The 25,106-nt window shown below is 49.4% G+C and carries 22 protein-coding genes; 20 read left to right on the forward strand and 2 right to left on the reverse strand.

Annotation, left to right across the window (positions count from 1 at the left end; genetic code table 11):
- Positions 1-137: 137 nt before the first annotated feature.
- The 13 genes from BMW93_RS22780 (at position 138) to BMW93_RS22835 (ending at position 15,489) form a co-directional block, all read left to right on the forward strand.
- The gene (locus BMW93_RS22780) at positions 138-1,592 is read left to right on the forward strand and encodes an OmpA family protein (protein WP_090381759.1); all 1,455 of its coding nucleotides are present in this window, start codon (positions 138-140) and stop codon (positions 1,590-1,592) included.
- A 111-nt stretch (positions 1,593-1,703) separates the two neighbouring features.
- Positions 1,704-2,810, forward strand: a complete 1,107-nt coding sequence (glf, locus tag BMW93_RS22785; protein ID WP_090381762.1) for a UDP-galactopyranose mutase — start codon at positions 1,704-1,706, stop codon at positions 2,808-2,810.
- A 148-nt stretch (positions 2,811-2,958) separates the two neighbouring features.
- Entirely contained in the window at positions 2,959-3,669 is a 711-nt protein-coding gene (locus BMW93_RS35915; RefSeq protein WP_229240702.1) for a Wzz/FepE/Etk N-terminal domain-containing protein, read from the forward strand.
- A gap of 15 nt (positions 3,670-3,684) precedes the next feature.
- The gene (locus tag BMW93_RS22790) at positions 3,685-5,205 is read left to right on the forward strand and encodes a polysaccharide biosynthesis tyrosine autokinase (RefSeq protein WP_229240704.1); all 1,521 of its coding nucleotides are present in this window, start codon (positions 3,685-3,687) and stop codon (positions 5,203-5,205) included.
- Positions 5,206-5,233: 28 nt separating this feature from the next.
- A complete protein-coding gene (locus tag BMW93_RS22795) occupies positions 5,234-6,247 on the forward strand; it encodes an N-acetylneuraminate synthase family protein (RefSeq protein ID WP_090381764.1) in 1,014 nt (337 codons plus the stop codon).
- Positions 6,240-7,385 (forward strand): UDP-N-acetylglucosamine 2-epimerase, encoded by a 1,146-nt coding sequence (gene neuC / locus BMW93_RS22800; protein WP_090381766.1) that lies wholly within the window; start codon positions 6,240-6,242, stop codon positions 7,383-7,385. Before BMW93_RS22795 ends, neuC begins: the two co-directional genes overlap by 8 nt.
- Positions 7,382-8,122, forward strand: a complete 741-nt coding sequence (locus BMW93_RS22805; RefSeq protein WP_090381769.1) for a cytidylyltransferase domain-containing protein — start codon at positions 7,382-7,384, stop codon at positions 8,120-8,122. The genes neuC and BMW93_RS22805 overlap by 4 nt, the downstream gene beginning before the upstream one ends.
- Positions 8,086-9,441: a hypothetical protein gene (locus tag BMW93_RS22810; protein WP_143061707.1), complete on the forward strand. Its 1,356-nt coding sequence runs from the start codon at positions 8,086-8,088 to the stop codon at positions 9,439-9,441. Before BMW93_RS22805 ends, BMW93_RS22810 begins: the two co-directional genes overlap by 37 nt.
- A complete protein-coding gene (locus BMW93_RS22815; protein WP_090381774.1) occupies positions 9,429-10,829 on the forward strand; it encodes an O-antigen ligase in 1,401 nt (466 codons plus the stop codon). Before BMW93_RS22810 ends, BMW93_RS22815 begins: the two co-directional genes overlap by 13 nt.
- Positions 10,822-11,784, forward strand: a complete 963-nt coding sequence (locus tag BMW93_RS22820) for a glycosyltransferase (RefSeq protein ID WP_090381776.1) — start codon at positions 10,822-10,824, stop codon at positions 11,782-11,784. The genes BMW93_RS22815 and BMW93_RS22820 overlap by 8 nt, the downstream gene beginning before the upstream one ends.
- Before the next feature lie 336 nt (positions 11,785-12,120).
- On the forward strand, positions 12,121-12,873 hold the full coding sequence (locus tag BMW93_RS22825; RefSeq protein WP_090381779.1) for a TerC family protein: 753 nt from the start codon (positions 12,121-12,123) through the stop codon (positions 12,871-12,873).
- Between the two features lie 13 nt (positions 12,874-12,886).
- Entirely contained in the window at positions 12,887-14,926 is a 2,040-nt protein-coding gene (gene dnaG, locus BMW93_RS22830) for a DNA primase (RefSeq protein ID WP_090381781.1), read from the forward strand.
- Between the two features lie 23 nt (positions 14,927-14,949).
- On the forward strand, positions 14,950-15,489 hold the full coding sequence (locus tag BMW93_RS22835) for a DUF4136 domain-containing protein (RefSeq protein WP_090381784.1): 540 nt from the start codon (positions 14,950-14,952) through the stop codon (positions 15,487-15,489).
- A 70-nt stretch (positions 15,490-15,559) separates the two neighbouring features.
- Here BMW93_RS22835 and BMW93_RS22840 read toward each other — a convergent pair whose 3' ends face one another.
- Complete coding sequence (locus BMW93_RS22840; RefSeq protein ID WP_090381786.1) at positions 15,560-15,862, reverse strand: YtxH domain-containing protein; 303 nt, start codon at positions 15,860-15,862, stop codon at positions 15,560-15,562.
- A 128-nt stretch (positions 15,863-15,990) separates the two neighbouring features.
- Here BMW93_RS22840 and BMW93_RS22845 point away from each other — a divergent pair, with 128 nt between their 5' ends.
- A complete protein-coding gene (locus tag BMW93_RS22845) occupies positions 15,991-17,070 on the forward strand; it encodes a YCF48-related protein (protein WP_229240707.1) in 1,080 nt (359 codons plus the stop codon).
- Positions 17,071-17,072: 2 nt separating this feature from the next.
- On the opposite strand, the gene BMW93_RS22850 is transcribed toward BMW93_RS22845, so the two are convergent.
- Positions 17,073-18,080: a YpdA family putative bacillithiol disulfide reductase gene (locus BMW93_RS22850; protein WP_090381789.1), complete on the reverse strand. Its 1,008-nt coding sequence runs from the start codon at positions 18,078-18,080 to the stop codon at positions 17,073-17,075.
- Positions 18,081-18,204: 124 nt separating this feature from the next.
- On the opposite strand from BMW93_RS22850, the gene BMW93_RS22855 reads away from it, so the two are divergent.
- From BMW93_RS22855 to BMW93_RS22880, 6 genes are all read left to right on the forward strand, one after another.
- Complete coding sequence (locus BMW93_RS22855; RefSeq protein ID WP_090381791.1) at positions 18,205-19,209, forward strand: aminodeoxychorismate synthase component I; 1,005 nt, start codon at positions 18,205-18,207, stop codon at positions 19,207-19,209.
- Positions 19,196-19,789 (forward strand): aminotransferase class IV family protein, encoded by a 594-nt coding sequence (locus BMW93_RS22860; protein WP_090381793.1) that lies wholly within the window; start codon positions 19,196-19,198, stop codon positions 19,787-19,789. Before BMW93_RS22855 ends, BMW93_RS22860 begins: the two co-directional genes overlap by 14 nt.
- Before the next feature lie 44 nt (positions 19,790-19,833).
- Positions 19,834-22,329: a primosomal protein N' gene (priA, locus tag BMW93_RS22865; RefSeq protein ID WP_090382142.1), complete on the forward strand. Its 2,496-nt coding sequence runs from the start codon at positions 19,834-19,836 to the stop codon at positions 22,327-22,329.
- A gap of 29 nt (positions 22,330-22,358) precedes the next feature.
- The gene (pyk, locus tag BMW93_RS22870; RefSeq protein ID WP_090381796.1) at positions 22,359-23,798 is read left to right on the forward strand and encodes a pyruvate kinase; all 1,440 of its coding nucleotides are present in this window, start codon (positions 22,359-22,361) and stop codon (positions 23,796-23,798) included.
- A 154-nt stretch (positions 23,799-23,952) separates the two neighbouring features.
- Complete coding sequence (locus tag BMW93_RS22875) at positions 23,953-24,576, forward strand: hypothetical protein (RefSeq protein WP_090381798.1); 624 nt, start codon at positions 23,953-23,955, stop codon at positions 24,574-24,576.
- A gap of 153 nt (positions 24,577-24,729) precedes the next feature.
- Positions 24,730-25,104 carry a BlaI/MecI/CopY family transcriptional regulator gene (locus tag BMW93_RS22880; RefSeq protein ID WP_090381801.1) on the forward strand — a complete coding sequence of 125 codons (375 nt, stop codon included), beginning with the start codon at positions 24,730-24,732 and terminating at the stop codon, positions 25,102-25,104.
- Positions 25,105-25,106 lie beyond the last annotated feature (2 nt).

Below are 25,106 nucleotides of genomic sequence, written 5' to 3' on the forward strand. Positions count from 1 at the left end.
ATATTGATAACCTATTTTTGTGCGCACTAGGCATTTGGTTAATGTTGCGATTAGCCGTGAAAACAATATATAACTTTACTCATAAAATTGGATATAGATCAATCCTAGTTAATCTTAATAACGCTAACTTGAATAGTATGAAAAAAGTATCCCAGTTGATTGGTTCGTTTGCCTTGGGAGCAATGATGGCGCTGCCTTCATTCGCACAGCCGCTGGTGCAACCGAATTCTCCGGATTACAATCCAAAAGCGACGTACGATGGCCCCTACAAATTGAACACCTGGTCAATTTCCGCACACTTTGGCCCGACGCTCTTTTTTGGTGATTTAAGAGAATATGACTTCTGGCCTGTTACCAAAACCAACTCTGACAGCCACAAGGAATCCGGAACTTTTCAAGGAGGCCTCACACTGAACAAACAACTTTCCTACCTGTTCGGCGCTCGCCTGGACGCATCTTTGGGTAACCTGAGAGGTATGAAACGTCGTAATTATAACCGCTATTTTGAAGGAAACTACTTCGATGTATCGCTTTCAGGAACTGTTAACCTGAAAGGTCTTCTGATGGGGCCCAACAAAATGAAGCGCTGGAAAATCGATGCGTATGCAGGTATCGGTCAGGTGTTCTACGATGCTACGGCATATGACCTGACAGGTGGTGTGAAGCTTCGTGAAACAGGCAACATGAACGACTGGATCGTTCCAACCGGTTTGAACATCAACTACGAAGTAACGCCAAGAATCGATATCGGTGTTGACTTCCGTTTGACTCACACCAATTCTGACTACCTTGACGCTACTTACGGTGGTGACTACGACAGAACGCCTAACAGCTTCAACATCAAAGATCAGAAAACTTCCCACAAAGGAAACTCTGAGCTTGACAGCTACGGATACGGTGCAATCCAGGTAACTTACAAACTGGGCAAAAAGCCTTTGAAAGTTGCGAAAGTGGACGGCAAATGGGATTACAAACCAGAAGAAGGCGGTTACTACCACCTGCGTTACACAGACCCACGAGTACTGGTTAAGCCTCCGAAAATCCTTACACTCGAAGAAATGGACTCCGTTGCAAAAGCAAACCGTCCAAAAGATATCGACCCACGTTTGTTGCTTGATACCGACGGTGACGGTGTATCCGACTTCTTCGATAAAGAGCCAAACTCACCGGCAGGAAGCATTGTTGACGGTGCCGGTCGCGTACTCGACTTCGATTCTTACGTGAAAAACGCATTGGCAACAGGCGCAGCTTGCTCCGAGATCTTTGCGAACGTAACATTCGATACCGACAAAAACGTATTGAAACCTGAATTCCAGGAATTGCTGAAAAACGTAGCAGCATTGATGAACAAAAACGGATGCCGCTTGCAACTGGCTGGTCACACCGACCGTCGTGCATCTGACCGTTACAACGTCTCGCTTTCGAAACGCCGCGTAGATGCAGTGAAAAACTACCTGATCAACGAAGCTGGTCTGACAGACCCAAGCAAAGTGATCGTAGACTACTTCGGATCATTCAAACCTATCGCAGACAGCGCAACCCGCACAGGATTGCAGAAAAACCGTCGCGTAGAATTGAAACTTCTTCCCTAATAGTTGAAGAAACGACTGAAAGAGAAAGGCTCCCGTCGGGAGCCTTTCTCTTTTTAATATATTCACACACCAAATCAGTTAGCCACATCATAACAACGCAACAGGGAATTAATGAAACAATATGATTATCTGGTAGTAGGTGCAGGTCTGTGGGGATCGGTATTTGCCCATGAGGCAACCAAACGCGGAAAGAAATGTCTGGTAATCGATCGCCGCGACCATATCGGCGGCAATGTGTATTGCGAGAATGTCGAAGGCATCAACGTCCATAAATACGGCGCACACATATTCCACACGAATGATAAGGATATCTGGGACTATGTCAACTCGTTCGTAGAATTCAACCGGTACACCAATTCTCCGGTCGCGAATTACAATGGAGAGCTCTACAACCTTCCATTCAATATGAACACTTTCTACCAGTTGTGGAAGGTGCGCACGCCGGAAGAAGCGAAGGAAAAAATCCGTCAGCAGGTGGAAGAGGCAGGTATTAAAGACCCTCAAAACCTGGAAGAACAGGCGATCTCACTGGTGGGAACCGACATTTACGAGAAGCTGATCAAAGCCTACACGGAAAAACAATGGGGAAGAAAAGCCACCGAACTGCCTGCATTCATTATCAAACGGCTCCCGGTTCGATTTACATTCGACAATAATTACTTCAACGACCGCTACCAGGGCATTCCGATCGGCGGCTACAATAAACTGACCGAAGGACTCCTCAAAGATGTAGACGTTCGCCTGGGTGTGGATTTCTTCAAAGAAAGGGAATCACTTGCCGCATTGGCGGAAACCATCGTGTACACCGGCCCTATCGATGAATATTTCGATTTCCGGTTTGGCCAGCTCGAATACCGCAGCCTTCGCTTCGATAACCAGTTGCTGGATCAGGAAAACTACCAGGGAAATGCGGTGGTGAACTATACAGATGGTGAAACTCCTTTTACCCGCATTATCGAGCATAAGCATTTTGAATTCGGCACACAGCCCAAAACCGTGATCACGCACGAGTACCCGCAGGAATGGGTGAAAGGCGCCGAACCTTATTACCCGGTAAATGACGATAAGAATACGGCGGTGTTCAATCAATACAAAGCGCTCGCAGCGGAGGAACCGAACGTCATTTTCGGTGGACGACTTGCCGAGTACCGGTATTACGATATGCACCAGGTGGTAGCCTCAGCACTCAAAAAAGTGAAGGTACATTTCGATTCTTAAAAATATTTTATTGTTAGAAAGCCTGTTTCAAGCCGTTGAGACAGGCTTTTTTATTTGTCCGGAAATTTTTCAAAAAAATTTTTGTAGAAGTCGCGTTACCAAAATTACAAGCCTGCGTCTAAATGCTATCACCTGACACGTGTATGCAATGCTGGCAAACAAAACAAAAAATACAGATTTCGCGCACTTCCAAGACTGGGCCGAGAACCCGCTCTGGAAAGCCATCCGGTTCCGCTGGTACTGGTTTCTCATCGCTCCCCTGGTGTCGGTCCTCCTCGGATTAGCATTCCTGCGATACAAAACGCCGCATTATACCATCACGGCCTCGCTGATGGTAGGGGATGATTCGAGGGGAAGCGATTTTCATGAAACAGCTTTATTGGAAGAACTCGGGCTGCCCGACGCTACGAGTAGTGTCGAGAACGAGATTGAAATACTTAAAAGCCGCACATTACTGAGCCAGGTCATCGGTGACCTGCATTTAACTACACAATACCTCGCTTCCGGCCACCTCAAAACGACCGAACTCTACGAGAAAACACCTTACAAGATCAGGTTCATCGAATCGCGTCCCATAAGACCTGGGACTTACCGCATTACCCGGGATACCGACAGCACATTTACGCTTGAAACTTCCACCGGCAATTACAAGGGCAAATTTGGCCTGCAATTGATGCTACCGCACGGCCTGGCAATCGTCGATACGACCGGTTTCAAACCTGCTTCGGACTATCAATATTCCTTTAAAATCTCAGGCAGCGAGACGGTACTCGACCATTATGCCCGCCTTTTGAGCATTCAGACGCCGAACAAAACGGCCAGTCTCGTCAATCTAACTGTCCAGGACGTTTTACCGTGAAAAGGCGAGGCCATTTTGAAGCAATTGATTTCCAGATATCAAAAGGCGAGTATCGGGGAAAAGAATAAAGTCGCGGACAACACTATCGCGTTCATCAATGCCAATCTGGCGCGCATTTCATCCGAACTGGTTCAGGTTGAAACCCGTATCGAGCATTTTCGTAAGCGCCACCGGGTGATCGATATGGCGGAAGACAGCCGCCAGGCGCTGCAAAATTTGAATACAAATGCATCGGAGGAAAAGCAGCTGGCGGTGCATTTGAAAATCGTGAAGCTGCTGGAAGGACATTTGCGTGCAAAGCCCTCGGCGGCCATTCCCTCCGCATTATATCCGCAAGAGGGCAATTTTGAAGCTTTGATAGGGAAATACAATGAAATGGAGCTGTCGCGTACCAGGGCGCTGGCCTCGCTCGCTCCCGGTCATCCCGACATCCGGTCTATCGAAAAGCAGATGGAGGTGCTGAGAACCAATCTTTTCGACGCGATTCAAAATCAGAAACAGGAACTGGCTTTAAGCATTTCCGCCATTCATGCATATGGCAAAGGTTTCGAGGCCGAAATCTCGCGGCTGCCGGGGCATCAGCGTGCATTGTTGTCGCAATCACGCGAGCAGGGTATCCAGCAGGAGTTGTATTTGTTTTTGCTTAAAAAGCGGATGGAAACAGCGATTTCCCGCTCGGCTAACATTGCCAATGCAAGGGTAATCGATCCACCAAAGGCCAGCCCGCTACCTGTCTCACCCAACCGGCAGCTTACAATACTCGTTGCCTTCCTTGCAGGTCTGCTTGCGCCCGCCTGTGTGATCTATGTTGGGCAAATCTTCAACAACAAAATCACATCGAAGGACGATATCTCGCGGCAATGCGATGTGACGATTATCGGAGAAATCAGCCAGCAAAGCCGCGCGGACAGGTTAAGCAGGAACAACGTCCGCAGCCTGCTTCGGGAACAGTTCCGTTCATTACGCACGAATATCCAGTTTGTTGTCGGCGAGCGGCAAAATACCGTGGTACTTCTGACTTCCTCGATGGCGGATGAAGGCAAATCGTTCGTAGCAATGCACCTCGCGCATTCGCTCGCGCTCGCATCCAGGAAGGTGCTGCTTGTCGACTTCGACCTGAGAAAGCCTACACTCGCCTCCCTATTGAACCTGCGCCCCGAAGGTGTAACGGAACACATCGCATTGGAAAAGGACCTACTCATTCAGCAATGTGCCAACGGGCCGCCTTTTGATTTTATCGCGGCCGGCATGCAGTCGATGGACGATACTATGCTTTCGCCCAAAATCGCGGGGCTTATTCCGGCACTCAAAGCTGGGTACGACTATGTGCTGCTCGACAGCCCGCCCGTGGGGTTAGTCGCCGACGCGCGGCTACTCGGTCCCTATGCAGACATGACATTGTACATCGTCAGGCAACATTTCACATTCATCCATCAACTCGCGGAATTGCAGAAAGCAAGTGAGCAATTGCCTGATTTACAAATCGTTATCAACGGCACCCGCGACTTACACCGGTATCAGTACAATTACTATTAGCATTCATTCAACCCAAAAAAACACACCTATGAAACAGCATATTTATGTTATCGGAGAAATTGGCCAGGCACACGAAGGCAGCATCGGCCTCGCGCATGCGTATGTGGATGCGCTTGCACAAGCAGGAGCTAATGCGGCCAAGTTCCAGGTTCACATCGCCGACGCCGAAAGTAGTATTTACGAAGATTTTCGCGTTCAGATGCCCTATCAGAATGGATCGCGCTATGATTACTGGAAACGTATGGAATTCAGCGCGGAGGAATGGGAAGGGCTGAAAAAGCATTGCGAGAAAGCCGGGCTGGACTTTCTGGCTAGCCCGTTCTCATTGGCAGCGGTGGAATTATTGAACAGGATCGGGGTGGTCGGTTTTAAAATCGGGTCGGGTGAAGTGGACAACCTGCCGATGCTGGACAAGATCGCCACAACGGGAAAACCGGTCATATTATCGTCCGGGATGAGCTCATGGACGGAACTCGACCTTGCCGTGGCATTCCTGCAAGCGCGGGGCACGACCGTTTCCATTCTTCAATGCACAACGGCCTATCCGGCCAAGCCACATCAATGGGGGCTGAATGTGATGTTCGAAATGAGTCAGCGCTACCAGATTTCGGTAGGCTTCTCAGACCATTCGGGCGACATTTTCGCTTGCCTTGCAGCCGCTTCACTGGGAGCGCGCCTGCTCGAATTCCATGTCACATTCGATAAGCGGATGAGCAATCCCGATGCCACATCCTCGCTGACTTTGCGGCAGGCGGCCACCCTCATCGCTGGCATTCGCAGGATAGAGACCGCATTGAATTTTCCCGTAAACAAGGATACGAACGCAAATTTTTCACGGCTGAAAAGCATGTTCGGCAAATCCCTGGCCGTAAATCGCGACCTGCGGAAAGGAGAGCAAATCCAATGCACCGATCTTGAAACCAAGAAACCGGCTGGTTTCGGCCTGGCTCCTACACGTTATCAGGAAGTACTGGGTAAAACGCTGACGCGAGATATCGCGCAATGGGAATTTCTCACCGAAAACCACCTCACCCATGCGTAAAATCTGCGTCGTAATCACCGCCCGGGCCAGTTACAGCCGGATCAAAACCGTACTGACGGCCATTCAGGCTCACCCAAGGCTCGATTTGCAAATAGTCGTAACCGGCAGCGCGCTGGTCGACAGGTTTGGCAATATCATTCCATATCTGGAAGCCGAAGCACTGCCGGTTTCAGCCATCATACCTAATCTGCTGGATGTAGAAAGCGATACGGCCTCCGCCAAGACGACCGGGCTGGCCGTGATCGAGCTGGCGACCTTTTTTGCCAACCATCGTCCGGACGTCGTGGTCACCGTCGCCGACCGGTTCGAAACCATTGCAACGGCGATTGCAGCCGTAAACATGAATATTCCGCTTGCCCACATTCAGGGCGGCGAAATGACCGGTAACATCGACGACCGGATCAGGAACAGCATTTCACAACTCGCCGACCTGCATTTCGTCGCTACCGAAAACGCGCGCGCACGGCTCATTCACATGGGACTTTCCCCGCAAAAGGTTTTTTACACCGGCTGCCCATCCATCGATCTGTTACATCGGTATAAGGATCGTGATTTTGATCCTTATGAAATTTACGGAGGCGTAGGCTCTGAGCCGGATCTGGATCAGCCGTACCTGGTAGTACTGCAACACCCCGTTACCACCGAGACAGGGCATTCCAAATGGCAGATCGGCAACACATTACATGCCATAGCAGCACTGAATATCCCCAGCGTCTGGTTCTGGCCCAACGCCGATCCCGGAACAGCCGGTACCGCCCAGGGTATACGCGCATTTCGTGAGCAGCACCCTGAACTTCCCTTTCATTTTTTCAAAAACATGGAATCGGCTCACTTCATCCGGCTGCTCAAAAACTGCGCATGCTTTGTCGGCAATTCCAGCGTCGGGATACGCGAATGCAGCGCGTTGGGTGTGCCTGCCGTGAATATCGGGAGTAGACAACGCGGCCGGGAACGCGGCCCGAACGTGATGGATTGCATTCCGGACACAGAGGCCATTATATCCGCCGTTCGGCACCAGCTCACGCACGGCCCTTACCCGCCCGTGACGCTGTACGGGAAAGGCCATGCGGGAGAACGGATCGCCGAACAGCTTGCCAACATCCCATTTATTCTCAAAAAACACCTCCTACCGGCATGACGACATCATTTCCTAAAATCCTGGGCCTCATTCCCGCGCGAATGGGGTCAAAAGGGGTTCCTGGCAAGAATATGAAATTGCTCGACGGAATTCCGCTCATACAATACACTTTCGAAGCAGCCGGGCAATCGGAATTGCTGGATACCATTCTGGTGTCGACGGATTGCCCTGAAACCGCGTTTTTCGCCAATTGCTTTGAAAAAATGACGGCACCTTTTCTGAGGCCGGCGCACCTCGCTACGGACCATTCACCGATGATCGACGTGCTGGCTCATGCGCTGAATCTCGCCGTGCAGGGTTGGGGAGATTTTGAATACGTGGTACTGCTCCAACCCACCTGCCCGTTCCGCGCGCCGGGTATCATCGACGCGACCATTCGTCACATCATTCAGAAAAACGCCGATAGCCTGATCACGGTCAGAAAAATTCCAGACGCATTCAACCCATTTTGGACATATGCATTAAGGGAAGGCCGATTTGAAAAGGCGATAGACAGTCCGGATCGCGCACCTGTTACACGACGCCAGGACCTGCCGCCTGCCTACTATCGAGACGGCGAGATTTACATCGCGCGCACATCGCTCATCCGCGAGGGAGTGCTAACCGGCGGTAAAACAGCCGCCTGGCTCAATGAAAATGCATTCGGGATCAATATAGACACGCCTGCCGATTGGGCGCGGGCCGAAACCCTTCTTCCACAATGGAAAGATCAGACCAAAAGCCTATTCTCATACTAATTACCAATCCGTTTGCGATGCTCAATGTGATCCATTCCGGATTGATGGGAGAGCTGGGCAAATATTACCGGATCTCGGTGATGTCGGATTTAATGGCGGCCGAAGATATTGACCGTTTCAACAGGCACTTCCGACTGGATATGCATTGGTTACCCACGCCTGTTCCGGCCATTTCCATGCTTGTGAAATGGCTCCGAGCTGTCCAGACACTACTTTTCGGGCATTATTTCGGCCTGGGAACGATCCGCATCAAGCTTTTGGAACGCGGGCGCCTGTTTCACTGGCTTTTCTGCATTTCCCGGAAAAGCCCTGCGCTCAGCTTTCTGAGTGGCTGGCTGATGGTACTTATCCGGAATTGGCTGATCCGTCGCACGACACGACCGAATCTCTATGCATCGCTGAGGGACCACCACTTTCAGGCAGTGGTTTCGACGTCGCCGTTCGACTTGCGCGAGAATGCGGTTGCTAATTCATTTAAACCACACGGAATCCCGTGCATATCGATCATTGTCAGTTGGGATAATCTGACCTCGAAAGGCATTATCAATAGCGAATCCGGTAAAATACTGGTTTGGAACAAAACGATGGCGCTTGAATATCAGCGGTTCCACGCAATTTTCGGGGAGAATGCGCTAGTACGCATTGCGGGCATTCCACGGTTTGACCGATATTTCCGGGAGCCGCCGGGCCTGCGTTCAGCCGACTTGTCAGAAATGAATCCCAAAACGCAGACTATCCTTTTTTCGACCGGCGCGGTAAAGCATCACTCCTGCCAAAACTACATTATCCGCGATCTTCTCGCCTATGCGGAAAGCCGGACGGATATTACCATCTTCGTGAGATGCCATCCCTGCGATGATCCGAGGCGATACGAATGTTTCCGGGGAATTCGAAATCTTTCCTTTTTCCAGCCATTTAGTGAAAAAACAGGACAGGTACCCCCGGCAGACTTCCTTGAAACGCTGCATTACCAATTGGCCGCTTGCGATGTATGCGTGCAGGTGGCTTCCACGATGCTGCTGGACGCCGCCGCATGTGGCAAGCCGTGCATCAGTATCGCCTACGACGCCGATCCGGGAGTACATTATGCGGGTTCGGTGAGGCGGTTTTATGACTATTCTCACCAACTGCCGCTCCAAAAATGCCTGAAAGAACACATCGTTTACAATCGCGTAGAATTGTTCGCGAAGCTGGATGAAGCATTGGCTGGTACATCTACACCGACTGATCTGATCAATACGATAAATCCCATCATTGATCGCCTCACACCCGATTCTGTGTTTTTGACCACAAAATATATCCGGGAATGGTTAGACTGATCATCGGTGCGGGCAGCAAAGCATTACTATCGATCGGCATCGTCTCAATCGCGACGATGCTGTTCGATTCACTGCTTATTTTCGGCGAAAACAGGTTGCAAACGGTGCTTGTTATCGGCTTTTATGTCTACTGTGTAGTCACGCTGGTCACTCCTTCGGAGCACAAGTTTTTTCATGTACTCAGTATCCCGGTCCTGAGCCAATTTTTGCACTTATTTCAGAAATACGATTTCCCCGCCGGTGCCAACTCGCTTTGGCGGTTGTTCCCTTTCCTATTGGTCGACCTGTACATGCTATCGGTAGTGATCCGGTTCACAACGAACCTTAACATCCTGGAAAAGTGCATCCTGGCGTCGTGGCTTGCATTGCATTTTCTGTTCATCACCATTTCTCCGAACCTGTCCGGGATCATCACCGGCGCATTTACGTTGATCCTTTTCACCATTCCGTTGTATTTCCTTTACCTTAATATCCTCTCAAAACGCCCCTCATTTCCGACCGATTTGGAGCGGTCGCTTTGCCTGACCTTCGTCATTCTCGCGCTCGGCACTTTCGGCCTTGTATTCTACGGGGCGCAATACAAAGGCGCCAGCAACCTCCTGGTAACGCGAAATATTTCGGATACCAATGTGACAATGGCCTATTTCATACTCCTTTGGCCATTTGCGTTGCGCTACGCCGGGCGCACGGCACATTCCTGGCTCTTCAAACCGTTGCTGTTCCTGCTTTTCGCACTCGTGGTAATGCTGTCGTTCTCGCGCGGCGCGGTGTTTATCGTGCTACCCTACCTGCTCGGTTCATTATGGATGATAAGTACCTGGAAGAATGCATTGTGGCTGGCCCTGATCGGCCTCGTTCTAGGTGCGGGCTTCCGCGAATGGATCGACCTCGCAAATACCGAGCTTGCCTATTCCTGGCAATTGCGTTTCGCTGATTTTCAGGCTACCGGGCCGGTTTTACAGCGAATTCGGGAGGCGAGTGGCCGAATGGAGATTCAGAAGCTTGCGTACCGGTTATTTCTCGAAAGTCCTCTTTACGGGCATGGGTTAGGAAGTTTTGAAATACTCGGGCCCGGCTACCGCGAAGCCCATTCGATGTTTTTCACGGTCTTAGCTGAGCAGGGGCTGGTCGGGATGCTGTATCATTATGGGTTGTTCGCAGTGCTGGGAGGTTATTTATTCAAAACATCAAAGCAGGAACGCGGACACCGGCTGCTGCTGGCTGCATTAGTGGCCTATTGGGTGTTTGTGCATTCGGTAGGGTACGTTTTTGTGATTATACCTGCCAAAAGTCTCACGGTCAACTGCATTGCTCCGCTCCTGCTGATCTGCATTTACTACTATTCCAAAAGCATCAGAAACCAATCCACGACTCCCGATCATGGCTAAGCTGCTGATTATCGGGAAAATGCCGCCGCCAATCGGGGGCGTAAGTATGCATGTGAAGAGGCTGACGGAAAGTCTGCGCCGGAAGGAGTTTGGTTTCGGGTTCTGTGATACCGGAACAACCTCCGTTTACAGAATTCTTATCAAAATAATTGAATACAATACCATTCATATCCATGTCTCGAATCCCGCTGTGCAGCTTGCAACCGCGATATTCTGCCGACTTGCAGGCAAGAAACTGATTATCACCTACCACGGCGCCTGGGGAAGATATGATGCAGTGGGAAACCGGGCCGTAAAATTATCGGCGCGACTCGCGTACATACCCATCGTACAAGAGCGTGCGGGCCTGGTGCAGGCGCTACGTTGCAACCCGCGCTCGCGCGAGATTTCAACCTACATCGCCGATCCTGAAATACGACCGCTTCCGGCATCTCTACAATCCGAAATTGCATTCCGCCGCAAGTTTTACCTCGCGACCTTCTGCACGAATGCGTGGAATGTGACATTCGATAAACACGGAAGGGAGATTTACGGGATTTCAGAAATGATCGACCGGTTCGCCGATTATCCCGAATACCAGCTCGTTATATCCGACCCATCGGGTAACTACCGATCGTACATCCAAAGATGCTCACGGAAAATTTCAGACAACATCTTTTTTATCAGTCACTTACACGATTTCAAAAACATTCTACTCCTTTCCGACGCGTTCATCCGAAATACCACTACCGACGGCGTGTCGCTATCCATCCACGAAGCACGTGATCTCGGGATTCCCGTCCTGGCGTCCGCAGCAGTGAGGCGACCGCCATTTTGCAGCATTTTTCAGGATATTTTGAAAACTGATTTAAAGGAAAAACTAGAAGAAGCGCGGCGGTTGATTAAGCTGCCCGGCGAGGCTCCCGATACGGTGAACATTTTGCTCGGATTGTATCAGGAAATTGAAGGAAAATAGTACTAATTAATTGATAAACAGTCCATAAAAAACAAAGGCATAGAAAAATTTCCATGCCCTGTTTCACACTATACACACACTATATTTTTAATATCTATATATCGCTCAGATAAATTTCAAGTTGAATTTCAATACCGCAAAATAACAAACTAAAGTGATCAGAAAAAAACTTTAGGATGCGAATTTCTAAATTCTAATCAGAAAATAATGGACATTTCCCTAAAATATTTTCAGCAGATTATCCTATTGCCCAAAATTACGGAAATTTGGCGTAATTATTGCTCAAACTACTCTGCCTGATTACTTTCGTGCAATTAACACTCACCAACTCATTTCATGGAATCACTTTTTACCACCGACGCGCTGATCAGTCTGCTAACATTGACATTACTGGAAGTCGTCCTTGGAATAGACAACGTAATCTTCATCACAATCGTTTCCGGCAAACTGCCTGTTAATCAAAGAAAGAAAGCGCAAAATAACGGCTTGCTTATCGCGCTGGTGTTACGCATCGCGCTATTATTTGCGATTTCGTGGGTCATCGGTCTCAAGGAAGATGTTTTGAACCTGTTTGGGCATGGTTTCAGCGGCCGCGACCTGATATTGCTAGGCGGCGGACTTTTCCTGCTTTACAGCACCACCAAGGAAATCCACCACAAGCTCGAAGGCGAGGCCGAAGACCTGCCGTCGGGCGATATTTCAACCAAAAAATCCATGACATTCGGCAGCGCGCTGGTCCAGATCGCATTGCTGAACATCATTTTCTCGTTCGACTCCGTCCTGACGGCCGTCGGTCTGGTGAAAGAAGTGCCGATAATGATCATAGCCGTCATCGCGTCGACGTTCATTATGATCGCTTTTGCAGGCAAAATCGGGGATTTTGTAAATAATCACCCTTCCATCAAAATTTTAGCGCTGTCATTTTTGTTGATGATTGGCACGCTGCTCGTAGCGGAAGCATTCCACTATGAAATCCCGAAAGGTTACGCCTATTTCGCGATGGCATTCTCGTTCCTGGTGGAGCTGCTGAATATGCGACTGGATAAGAAGACGAAAAATCCGGTGAAGCTGCGCGACCGCGTAAACTGAACAACAGAACATTATGCGCATTAACCCCGAAACGGTAGAGAGGATCAAGCACGCCGCAGATATTGTGGAAGTGGTAGGGGATTTTGTGTCCTTGAAGAAAAAAGGCGCTAACTACGGCGCATGTTGCCCTTTTCATAACGAAAAGACACCTTCGTTCAACGTTAACCCGGTAAGGCAAATCTACAAATGCTTCGGCTGCGGCGCCGCGGGCGATGCCATCAAGTTCGTGATGGACATCGACGGCATCGGCTACGGCGAAGCATTGCGGTACCTGGCCGGCAAGTATAATATCGAGATTGAGGAAGAGGAGCTTACCGATGAAGAGACCATCCGGCAGAATGCGCGGGAAAGTTTGTACATCATCCTCAATTATGCCAAGAACTTCTACCAGCATCAGCTCCACAATAGCGAGGAAGGCCAGGCAATCGGGCTGAGTTATTTCCGGGAGCGTGGTTTTACGAATGAAATCCGTAAAAAGTTCGAGCTGGGTTACAGTCTCGACAACTGGGATTCGTTTTCCAAAGAAGCATTAGAAAAGGGCTATTCTGCCGAAATCCTCGAAAAGGCGGGCCTGCTCATTCACAAGGAAGGCAGCCAAACGGCGGGTTACGACCGCTTCCGCGGCCGGGTCATTTTCCCGATCCATAATATTGCGGGAAAGACGATCGCCTTCGGCGCGCGGATATTGAAAACTGACAAAAATCAGCCGAAATACCTCAACTCGCCCGAAACCGAAGTTTACCATAAAAGCGAAGTCCTTTACGGCATTTACCAGGCCAAGAATGCCATTCGAAGCCTTGAACATTGCTATCTGGTAGAGGGTTACACGGATGTGATCTCGCTGCACCAGGCGGGGATCGAGAACGTCGTTGCCTCGTCGGGAACGTCGCTTACGGTCGAGCAAATCCGGCTGATCGGCCGCTTTACGCCCAACGTTACCATTCTGTATGATGGTGATATGGCGGGTATCAAAGCGGCATTGCGCGGGCTGGACCTTGTTTTGGAGGAGGGATTGAATGTGAATGTCGTCCTTTTCCCCGACAACGAAGACCCGGACAGCTACGTACGGAGAGTGGGTGCGGAGGCATTCAAAGCGCATTTGAAAAAGGCTTCGAAGGACTTTATCACTTTCAAAACGGAGATCCTGTTGCAGGATGCCGGAAACGACCCTTTCCGTTTGGCGGCGGTGATCCAGGAGGTCGTCAATAGCATTGTCAAGATCCCCGACGCGATCAAAAGGCAGGTATTTTTCCACCGTACATCGGAAATGATGCGGGTGGACGAGCAAATGCTGATCACCGAAGGGAATAAGTTACTCCGGAAGCAGCAAACCGCCAAACCGGCCGAACGGCAACCGCGGCAGACCAATACAGGTCCGGGATTCGCTGGTCCGGGACCAGCGGGTTCACAAAAATCGGGTCCGGAAGGTCCCGACGATCTGGACGCATTGTTCAGCGATGGCTTCGGGCCTTTTGCGGGCGAGCCGGAAGAAAATCCTTTCGCGCCCCAGGAAGTTGCCCCGGAAACATTTCAGCGTTCCAAACTGCATTACCAGGAAGAAGCATTCGTGCGCCTGCTCGTGGTACATGGCGCGCGCGAGCTGGAACCGACGATCACGGTTTGCCAGTATGTGTTGGGCCAAATCGAGGGAATCGAGCTGAAAGACCCGGTATACAGCCATTTGCTGACTTTGTTCCGTGAAAATTTTAATCGGAATAACGTCCTCACCACCGACTACTTCCTGCAACACCACGAGGTGGACATCCGGAATCTTACCATCGAATGGCTGACCCAGAAACACGAACTCAGCGAACTTTGGCAGGAAAAATACGAGATTTACGTGCCTTTTGAGACAGATGTACTGGACAGAACGGCATTTAACAATATTCTCAGGCTGAAAAAAGCATTCATCGAAGAGAAGATGAAAGTTTGCCTGCAACAGGCGGTACACGCGCAGACGGAAGAGGAGCAACATGCCATCATGACCGAATTCATGTTCTACAAGGGCATTAGCATGGCAGCCGCCAAAGAACTGGGAAGCGTAATCGGATAATTGAACCCTAAATATTCGCAGTCATGAAAAATGCATTGGCCATCTTGTGCTTCGTTTTTTCGATTACCGCGTGCAGCCCATCCTACAAACTACTGAAAGTCAAGAAAGAAGGAACTTTCAAGCTTGCCGACTACCCTACTTACGGTTTTTACGACATCGAAGCAAAAGGGGACACCGTTTCCAAAAACTTTGAGAAAAATGTCGGCATTATCAGAGACGCCATCGCCAAAAACCTGCAAGCCCGCGGGCTCGACGAGGCGCGCGACCCGACCCTGAAAATCAATATCGCATTGAATGTGCAGGAACAATTGCAGACCAGGCAAACAGATTTCCGCACCGACGGCCTGCCCCGGTATATGGGCCAGCGGCGCTATTCCTGGAAAAGTGAAGAGGTAGTAACCGGCAAATACCGCGAGGGGACGATCGTGATCGACCTGGTGGATGCGGCTAATAACCGGATGGTATGGCAGGGCGGCGCAAGCGGCATTATTCCCGAGAAAACCAAGAATTTTACCGAAGATATCAATCAGGTAATCGGCGAGGTAATAGCGAAAATACCCTGACTACCGCGTAGCAAAAAGGGTCGCTTCTTTATCGGAAACAACCCTTTCAATGTCGTGAATATCGGAGTTACTAAGCATTATTGTTGACTACGCCGCGTGCTTTTTCAGCCACGCTGTCAGCTACGCCATTTGCTTTTTCTTTTGCGGAATTTACATTTTTCACGAACCCTTCTTTGAGCCTGTCGGCAAGATGAGACAGTTCTTCAAGGCTTTTTTCGTATGTATCCTTCGCATTTCCACCAAGGTCATTTGCCTTATTTTTAATCAATTTCCGGGTTTCTTTTCCATTTTTGGGAGCTACCAAAAGGCCAATCGCAATGCCTGTCAACAATGCTCCGATTGAGCCAATCAAAAATTTTTGGTTCTTGTTCATATGAATTCCCTATTTTGTGTTGATAAAACATTAGAACTGAAAAATAACAAAATACTGTGCCACTTCGCAAGTCAGCGCGCCGATTTTCCGTGAACGGCTTTTTTAACGTAATACTTTTTATCCTCTTCGTGAGCACGGCAGACGAAAGCAAGGCGCAATGGAAGGTCATCGATATCAAAACGAAGATCCATATGCGCGCAGTACACGCCGTATCCCCCACAATTTGCTGGATCGGCGGTACACGGGGTACTGTTTTGAAAACGACCAACGGGGGCCACACCTGGACAACCTACAAAGTTTCCGGCGCCGACTCGCTCGACTTCCGCGACATTCACGCATTCGATAAGCAGGTCGCCATCGCCATGAGCGCCGGCGAATCGGAGAAAGATAAAGCGAAAATTTACAAGACCGAAGACGGAGGAGAAAGCTGGAAGCTTGTGTACCAAACTACACAAAATGGGGTTTTTCTGGATGGAATCGACTTTTGGGATAAAAACAAAGGCATTTGCCTCGGCGATCCGACTCAGGGCAAACTATTCATTTTGACAACTGACGACGGCGGCAACTCCTGGCAGGAACTTCCCCTCGACAAGCGTCCGAATGCCGAACCCGGTGAAGCATGCTTCGCTGCCAGCGGCACGTCTATATTAACTAACGGCAAAGGAACCGCATTCATAGGTACCGGCGGCAGCAAAATGGCCCGCGTTTTTCGCACGGAAGATTACGGGCAAAGCTGGCAGGTATCCTCCACCCCATTACCCGCCGGACCTACCAGCGGCATTTTCGGGTTAAGATTCTGGTCTAAAAAGAATGGAATAGCCGTAGGCGGAAATTATAAAAAGACGACAGATTCAACACAAAACGTACTCCTTACGACCGACGGCGGCGTTACCTGGACACTATCCGGCATGACCAAACCCACCGGCCTGAAAGAATCGGTAGCCGTTTACCACAAAACAAACGCGACGTGGAACGGTGATACCCAGATCCGGTCAGACAACTATGCATTAGTAGCATCCGGTCCATCGGGCAACAGCGTTTCCCTCGACCGCGGTAAAAGCTGGATTTCACTCGGCACCGAAGGTTTCCACTCCCTTAGCTTCGCCGGAAATGTAGGTTACGGCGTCGGCGCGAATGGTTTGATCGGTAAAATCGAGAAGATTTCGTCTAAAAAGAAAAGGAAGAAGCTGGTTTTGGTGGACGGATAAGCTTAAATCCGATCAATCAACTCATTCACTTTCCGGACTTCACGGCCTGTCAAATGATCAGCGATAGCAGCCGCATGCTCACGGCCATTTTCTATAAATACCTTTTCTGTAAACACTCCCGCGAGCACAGTCCCGCACAAATACAATCCCGGCACATTGGTTTCAAAAGTCTCGGTGTCATATTCCGGCACCTTCGTAACCGGATCGAGCGTAACGCCGCAACGCGCCAGCAGATGCTCGTCGGGCAGGTAACCTACCAATAGGAAGACGAAATCGGCCGGTAACCATTCCTGCTCGCCCGTTTCCAGGTTCTCGATCAAAAGTCGTCCCGGTTCGATGGCACGCGTAACCGAATTGAAGCGCGTATGGATTTTTCCTTCCTTCACCCGGTTCTTCACATCCGGTACGAGCCAGTATTTCACTTTTGTGCGGAAATCCGCTTCCTTATGCACGATCGTCACCTTGGCATCGTGGCGATACAACTCCAAAGCAGCTTCCACCGACGAATTGGAACCGCCTACCAGCACCACATTGGTATAGGAGTATTTAAATGGCTCATCATAATAATGCGAAACATGCGGCAAATTCTCACCCGGCACATTCAGCATTCGCGGCACGTCGAAATAGCCCGTAGCGAGGATCACATTTTTCGATTGAAATACCTGACCATCATTCGAATACGTGAGAAAAGTACCGTCTGCCTGTTTCTCCGTGCGATCTATATCCACGAACAGTTTGAAGTTCAAGTGGTAATAGCCGGCTACCTTCCGGTAATATTGCAAAGCCTCGTTGCGGTTGGCTTTGACGTCCGAAATGGCAAACGGAACGCCGCCAATTTCGATATTTTCAGCTGTGGAGAAGAACTTCATCCGCCGCGGATACCGGCGAATGGATTCGGTAAGGTTGCCTTTTTCGAGGATCAGGTAATCGAGACCGCTTTTAGCCAGCTCGACACCCATTGCGAGGCCGCATGGGCCACCACCGATAATGATTGCGTCGTAAATGTGCATTGTATGGTTGACGGCCTTTTGCTCGCGGCCGCCTTAGTGTTTTAACTCTCTAATTTAGCTATTGGTTTCTGAACTTTGTAAATTAGCTAACTGTTCAGGAAGTCTGATAATACCACTTTTTAGCTTGGAAAACGCGGCCGGGGACTTTACGGAGAAACTGAATGAATGGGGCAAGGCAAAAACCCCGTTCTTTTTTTTGGTGGACTACCAATTCCAAAAACCGCTGGCGTGGAAGCTCGAAGACGTCGACCCGGAGGAGATACTCTACAATCTGAACGGTTTCGCCAATGACCTGCCGGTATTGCGCGATGAGCTGCCGGAGCACATCCGGTTCGACAAACATCCGCTTGCATTTGATGACTATCAACCCAAGTTCGATTGCGTACTGCGCCATTTGAATGCGGGTAATTCATTCCTGGTCAACCTGTCGGTGCCAACTCCGCTCGATACCAACCTGACATTGGAACAGATATTCCGGCACAGTGAAGCGCCTTACCGGCTGCTGGTCAGGAACCGGTTCGTATGCTTTTCCCCGGAAATATTCGTGCGCATTCAAGGCAACCGCATTGCCTCGTTTCCGATGAAAGGCACCATTGACGCCTCGGTACCGAATGCGGAACAGGTAATACTTTCAGATCACAAAGAAGCCGCCGAGCATGCAACTATCGTGGATTTGATCAGAAACGATATCAGTATAGTGGCCGAAAAAGTGTGGGTGGAGCGCTACCGCTATATCGACCGCATTCAGACTTCCGATAAAACACTTTTACAGGTAAGTTCTGAAATCGCCGGGCTATTGCCGGATACTTTCGATGGTCAGTATGGCGATCTTTTGGAAAAACTATTACCCGCAGGTTCCATTACCGGCGCACCGAAACCGCGTACGCTGGAAGTCATTCAGGAGGCAGAGCAATATAACCGCGGTTATTATACCGGTGTCATGGGTTATTTCGATGGAGAGAACTTTGAAAGTGCCGTAATGATCCGTTTCATAGAACAGCAGGATAACGGATTGGTTTTCAAAAGCGGCGGCGGCATTACTGCATTGAGCAATGCGAAAAGTGAATACCAGGAAGTGATCGATAAAGTTTATCTCCCATTTAGCCACGCCCCGCATGCTGTGCTTTGAAACGATCTGTGTCGAGAACCGGCAATTGAAAAACCTGTCGTATCACGAAGCGCGCCTAAACAAAACCCGCCGGGAATTGTGGGGGTATGATGATAACTGGGATTTATCGGAACTGCTTGCAATACCCGACCTCGTCGATGAGCGTATGCACAAATGTCGCGTGGCTTACGCGAAGGAGATTGATAACATCAAATGGGAGCCTTATTCCCGCCGCACGATCCGGAAAATCAAGCGGGTTTATCATGATGAAATTGACTACCGGTATAAATACGACAACCGTGATACGCTGAATGCGCTCTACGCACAACGCGGCGATGCGGACGAGATACTGATCATCAAAAAAGGACTAGTCACCGATTCCATTTTTTGCAATGTCGCATTCTTCGACGGCAGCCGGTGGTTCACACCCGCGAGCCCGCTACTGCCCGGGACGCAACGCGCATTCCTGCTCGACGAAGGCATTGTCGAAACCGCCGAAATCCGCGAAAGCGATATTGAGGCATTCAGCCAGATACGGCTTTTCAATGCGATGGTCGACTGGGCGCATGCCGCTGCACTCGATGTTTCGTTGATTGCTTGACGACAAATGCCGAACTTGCGGCCGATTTTAACGAACTAATGCCAATGACCTCCTTATTCGAGGAAGAAATCACCCTTTTTGCCGATCTGATCCTTCCGGTACCGATTCCGAACCTGTTTACATACCGGGTTCCGCGAGAAATGGCTTCGCTGATCAAGGTCGGGGCGAGGGTAATCGTGCAGTTTGGGCAGAAAAGGGTCATTACGGCCGTGGTGGCGCAGCTGCATTCCAACCCGCCGGTGAAATACCAGGCGAAATACATCCTCGAACTGCTCGACGAACAGCCGATCGTCACCCAGCAGCAATTAGAACTTTTCGCGTGGGTGGCGGAATATTACCTCTGTAATATCGGCGAGGTGATGAATGTGGCATTGCCGGCGGGATTGAAAATTACCAGCCAGTCGAGGATTCAGATTAATCCTGAATTTGAGCACGAAGACCTGCTGACAGATCAGGAGCACCTTGTTATAGAAGAAATCAAGAAGCATCAGACACTTTCTTATGAAGAAGTAGAAAGGCTTTTGCAGAAATCGAATATAACCTCGATTATCAAATCGCTTGTCGGGAAGCGGGCCGTGATTTTATATGAAGAAGTTAAAGAACGCTACAAGCCGAAAGTAGCGAAGAAGATCAGGCTGACGGCCGCGTATACTACCGGTGAAGCCCTTTCCCAGCTCGCCAGCGACCTCGACAAGACGCCCAAGCAGCAGGAAATCCTTTTGAAATACCTCAGTTTCATCCCGGTTTACAACAACCCAGATTTGAATTATAAAGGTTTGGATAAATCGATATTCAGCCAGGACGATACCATTTCAGATGCCTCTTTGAATACCCTCATTAAAAAGGGCATCTTCGAGCAGTTCGAAATATTCGTCTCCCGCTTCGACGATATCCCGATGGGCAATATGGGCACCATAACGCTTAGTGAAACGCAAAAAGAAGCTTCACAGAAAATTCACGAGCTGTTTGCAGAAAAAGAAGTAGTGCTCCTGCACGGCATTACCGGTAGCGGCAAAACCGAAGTTTACATTGAACTGATTAAACAGGCGCTCGAAAGCGGCACGCAGGTGCTGTTCCTCCTTCCTGAAATTGCATTGACGACGCAAATCGTAGTGCGGTTAAGGAAAGTTTTCGGCGATGTAATGGGCATTTACCATTCCAAATTCTCGGATAATGAACGCGTCGAGGTCTGGAAAGGCATCCTGGATGGCAAATTCCAGTTCGTAGTCGGCGTACGGTCTGCTATTTTCCTTCCATTTGATAACCTGGGGCTCATTATCGTGGACGAAGAACACGAAACTTCCTATAAGCAGCACGACCCCGCCCCGCGTTACAATGCACGCGACGTGGCCGTGATCATGTCGTACATGCACAAGGGCAAAACGCTGCTCGGTTCGGCTACGCCCTCGTTGGAAAGCTATTTTCATGCGCAAAGCGGCCGGTATGGATTTGTACAGATGAAGCAACGCTACGGAAATGCCGCATTGCCGCGTTTCGAGCTGATCGATACCAAAAAGGAGAAACGCCAGAAGCAAATGAAGAACGAGTTTTCTTCCGTGCTCCTCAACCATTTGGAATATAACCTTAAAAACAAGGAACAAACGATCCTCTTCCAAAACCGCCGCGGTTACTCGCCCTACCTGCAATGCGAGGAATGCAACTGGATTTCGGAATGCTCGAACTGCGACGTAAGCCTTACCTATCACATGAAGGCTCGCGAACTGCGTTGCCATTATTGCGGGCATAAGGAGGAAGTACCGCGTACCTGCCCGCATTGCGGCTCGCCGAAAGTAAAAACAATGGGGTACGGCACGGAAAAGATCGAGGAGGAAATCAATGTCATGTACCCGGAGGCGCGCGTGCAACGCATGGACCTCGACACGACGCGCGCAAAGAATGCTTATCAGCAGATCATTTCGGACTTCGAGGAAGGCGGGATCGATATTCTCGTCGGAACGCAAATGGTGAGCAAAGGGCTGGATTTCGACAATGTGAGCGTGGTAGGCATTTTCGACGCCGACCGCATTATCCATTTCCCGGAATTCCGTGCATCGGAACGGGCGTTCCAGATGCTCACGCAGGTGAGCGGGCGCGCAGGCAGGCGCGCGGACAAGCCGGGGAAAGTTTTGATCCAAACGGCGAATCCGTCGCAGCCACTGTTGGAAAAAATCATCAATAACGACTATGAGGGCATGTACGAGGCAGAAATCGCGGAGCGCGAGCGGTTTAGTTACCCGCCATTTACCCGGCTTATCAAGGTTACGGTGAAGCATATCGACGAGGGCACCGCCGCCCGGGCCGCGAAAGTACTGGCGGAAAAACTGACCGCCCATTTAGGTGCCAGCAGGGTTCTGGGGCCGCAGCCGCCGCTGGTCGAAAGAGTAAGAAATCAGTTTTTGTTCGATATTCTCATCAAACTTGAACGAGAAAAGATTAATTTTAAGGCGGCAAAGTCATTTATACAGGAAAAAGTAATTGACACTCTTACTGACAAGACGCTAAAAAGCATCCAGGTAATAATCGACGTGGATTGTTTATAAAAACATCATTTTTACTGCACATTAACTTTATGTCTTCCAAAAAAACCAGAATTGTTGCAACCGTAGGCCCTGCCTCGGAATCCAAAGAAACATTATACGCATTGGCCAAAGCAGGAGTGAACGTGTTCCGTCTCAACTTCTCCCACGGCACCCACGCCGACCACCTGCAAAGACTCACCAACATCCGCGAGATCAACGAGGAGCACGGCCTTAACCTGGCTATCCTTCAAGATTTGCAAGGACCTAAAATCCGTATCGGCCTCGTAGCCGAGAAAGATGGGGTGCTGATCGAATCAGGAAAGAAACTGATCCTTTCAAACACCGAAATACTGGGTACTGCCGAGAAAGTGAGCACGCCTTACGACGGAATGTACAATGATGTGAAAATCGGTGACCGCGTGTTGATGGATGATGGTAAACTGGAAGTACTGGTTACAGGCATCGATGGAACGGATGTGATCACGGAGGTTATTTATGGTGGTTATCTGAAATCTAAAAAAGGCGTTAACCTGCCTAATACGAAGGTTTCGATGCCTTCGGTAACACAGAAAGACTGGGAAGACCTGGACTTTGGTCTGGAAAACAATGTGGAATGGATTGCATTGTCGTTCGTACGCACGGCTGAGGAAATCCAGAAAGTGAAAGAATACATCGCCAACAAAGGCAAGCACGCCCGCGTCGTTGCGAAAATCGAGAAGCCAGAGGCTATTCTCAATATCGACGAGATCATCGAAGCGACCGACGCGATCATGGTAGCGCGCGGCGACCTCGGGGTTGAGCTCCCTGCGGAAGAAGTTCCGATGATCCAGAAAATGATCGTCGAGAAATGTAACCGTGCTGGCAAGCCCGTAATCGTGGCTACGCAAATGCTGGAATCGATGATCGAAAGCCCGCGCGCAACCCGCGCCGAGCTGAACGACGTGGCGAACTCGGTACTCGACGGCGCTGATGCGGTGATGCTTTCAGCTGAAACTGCATCCGGTAAATACCCGATCCTGGCCGTTGAAAGCATGACCAACACCATTCTGAAAGTAGAAGCTTCGAGCAAAACCATCTATTTCAGACACCACGCGGCAGTTAACGATACGCCGGGTACGTATAAATTGAACGACAATGTAGTAATGAGTGCATGCCGCCTCGCACGTGATACACAAGCGGCAGCGATCATCGGCATTACGCGTTCAGGTTACACATCTTTCCGCCTGTCGCACCACCGCCCGAAAGCGAACCTGCTGATCTTCACTTCGAACAGAATGCTGATGAACCAGCTCGCATTGTATTGGGGTACCAAAGTATTCTATTACGATCGCGACCAGGGCGTTTCAACCGACGACCTCATCGAGGATATCAAAACTTTCCTTGTCGAAAAAGGCGAATTGCAGAAAGGCGACGTGTTCATCAACACATTGAGCATGCCGGTTTCGAGACAGCGCAAGACGAACACAGTGAAATTGAGCGTGGTGGAATAAGCGACGCATGCATTCATATTGCAAGGGCGACGGGATCTGATTCCGTCGCCTTTTTATTTTACCGAAGGCTCATCGAGCCTGTTACCTTGTACATTTGGTTGAATATCAGGAGATAATTTTTGTATATTACACTATGAGCTAAACGATTCAACCTATGATAGCCTCACCAAGACCCGGCTTCGACATTCCGGAAACTACATTGGAAGAAAGCATTCCCACATCACTGATCCGAGATATCATCGATGGGAAACCTTATTACTACAAAGGTTACCGCGAAGTGCTTGCGGGTAATATCAATGAAGAAGGCATTATGGGTTGCAGTGGTCTACAAACGTATATTCTTAGTTACATTCTTGGTGTCCTGTATGACCAGATCAACCGAGGAAAGTACATAATTGCTACGAATGAGCCGGGTTTGCATATCAACAAGCGAAATAACCTAGCTTCCGATATTATGATCCTTGATAAAGACGTGCTCACAATCGATCAAATCAATCTAAACTATATACAAGTTCCACCCACAATCTCAATCGAAGTAGATACGCGCGTGGAGTTGGAAGACGTTAGGGAAAGCGAGTATGTAACAGTTAAAACTTTAAAACTCCTCGAATTTGGAGCGGAGAAGGTGATCTGGTTCTTTACCGAAACGAGACAAGTGATGATCGCTACACCTGGAAACTGGACCACCTTTGACTGGGATCACGAGGTGATGATAATGCCTGGCGCTCAATGCAATGTCGGTCAATATCTTCAAGGTAAAGGGTCAAAATATGCGTAGCATAAAACACTAAGAATCTTCGAAAACCGTCGAAATCAATCTCGACGGTTTTTATTTTTTTATAATAACTAATAAAATAGTTTTGAAACTAATAGAATAGTCATATATTTGAATTACCCATTACTTATAACCCATTTTAAAGAAAGAAACATTATGGAAATCCGTAACCTGACCCGGGCAGAGGAGGAGGTCATGAGAATTCTCTGGCAACTGAAAAAGGCATTTGTGAAAGACATTCTGGCTGAAATGCCGGAGCCTAAACCGGCCTATAACACAGTATCGACCATCATCCGGATCCTCGAAAAGAAAGAGGTGGTAGGCTACAATGCCTACGGAAAAACGCACGAATACTATCCACTGATCTCGGAAGAGGAATATAAACGCCACGAAATGAAGCAGTTGATGAGCAACTACTTCGATAATTCGCTGCCCAACCTGGTTTCCTTTTTTGTAAAGGATAATGATCTGAATACCAAAGACCTGGACGAGATCATGAAGCTGATCAACCAACATAAAAACGAACAGTAAAC

Origin of the sequence: Dyadobacter sp. SG02, from assembly GCF_900109045.1 — a bacterium.
Classification (GTDB): domain Bacteria; phylum Bacteroidota; class Bacteroidia; order Cytophagales; family Spirosomataceae; genus Dyadobacter.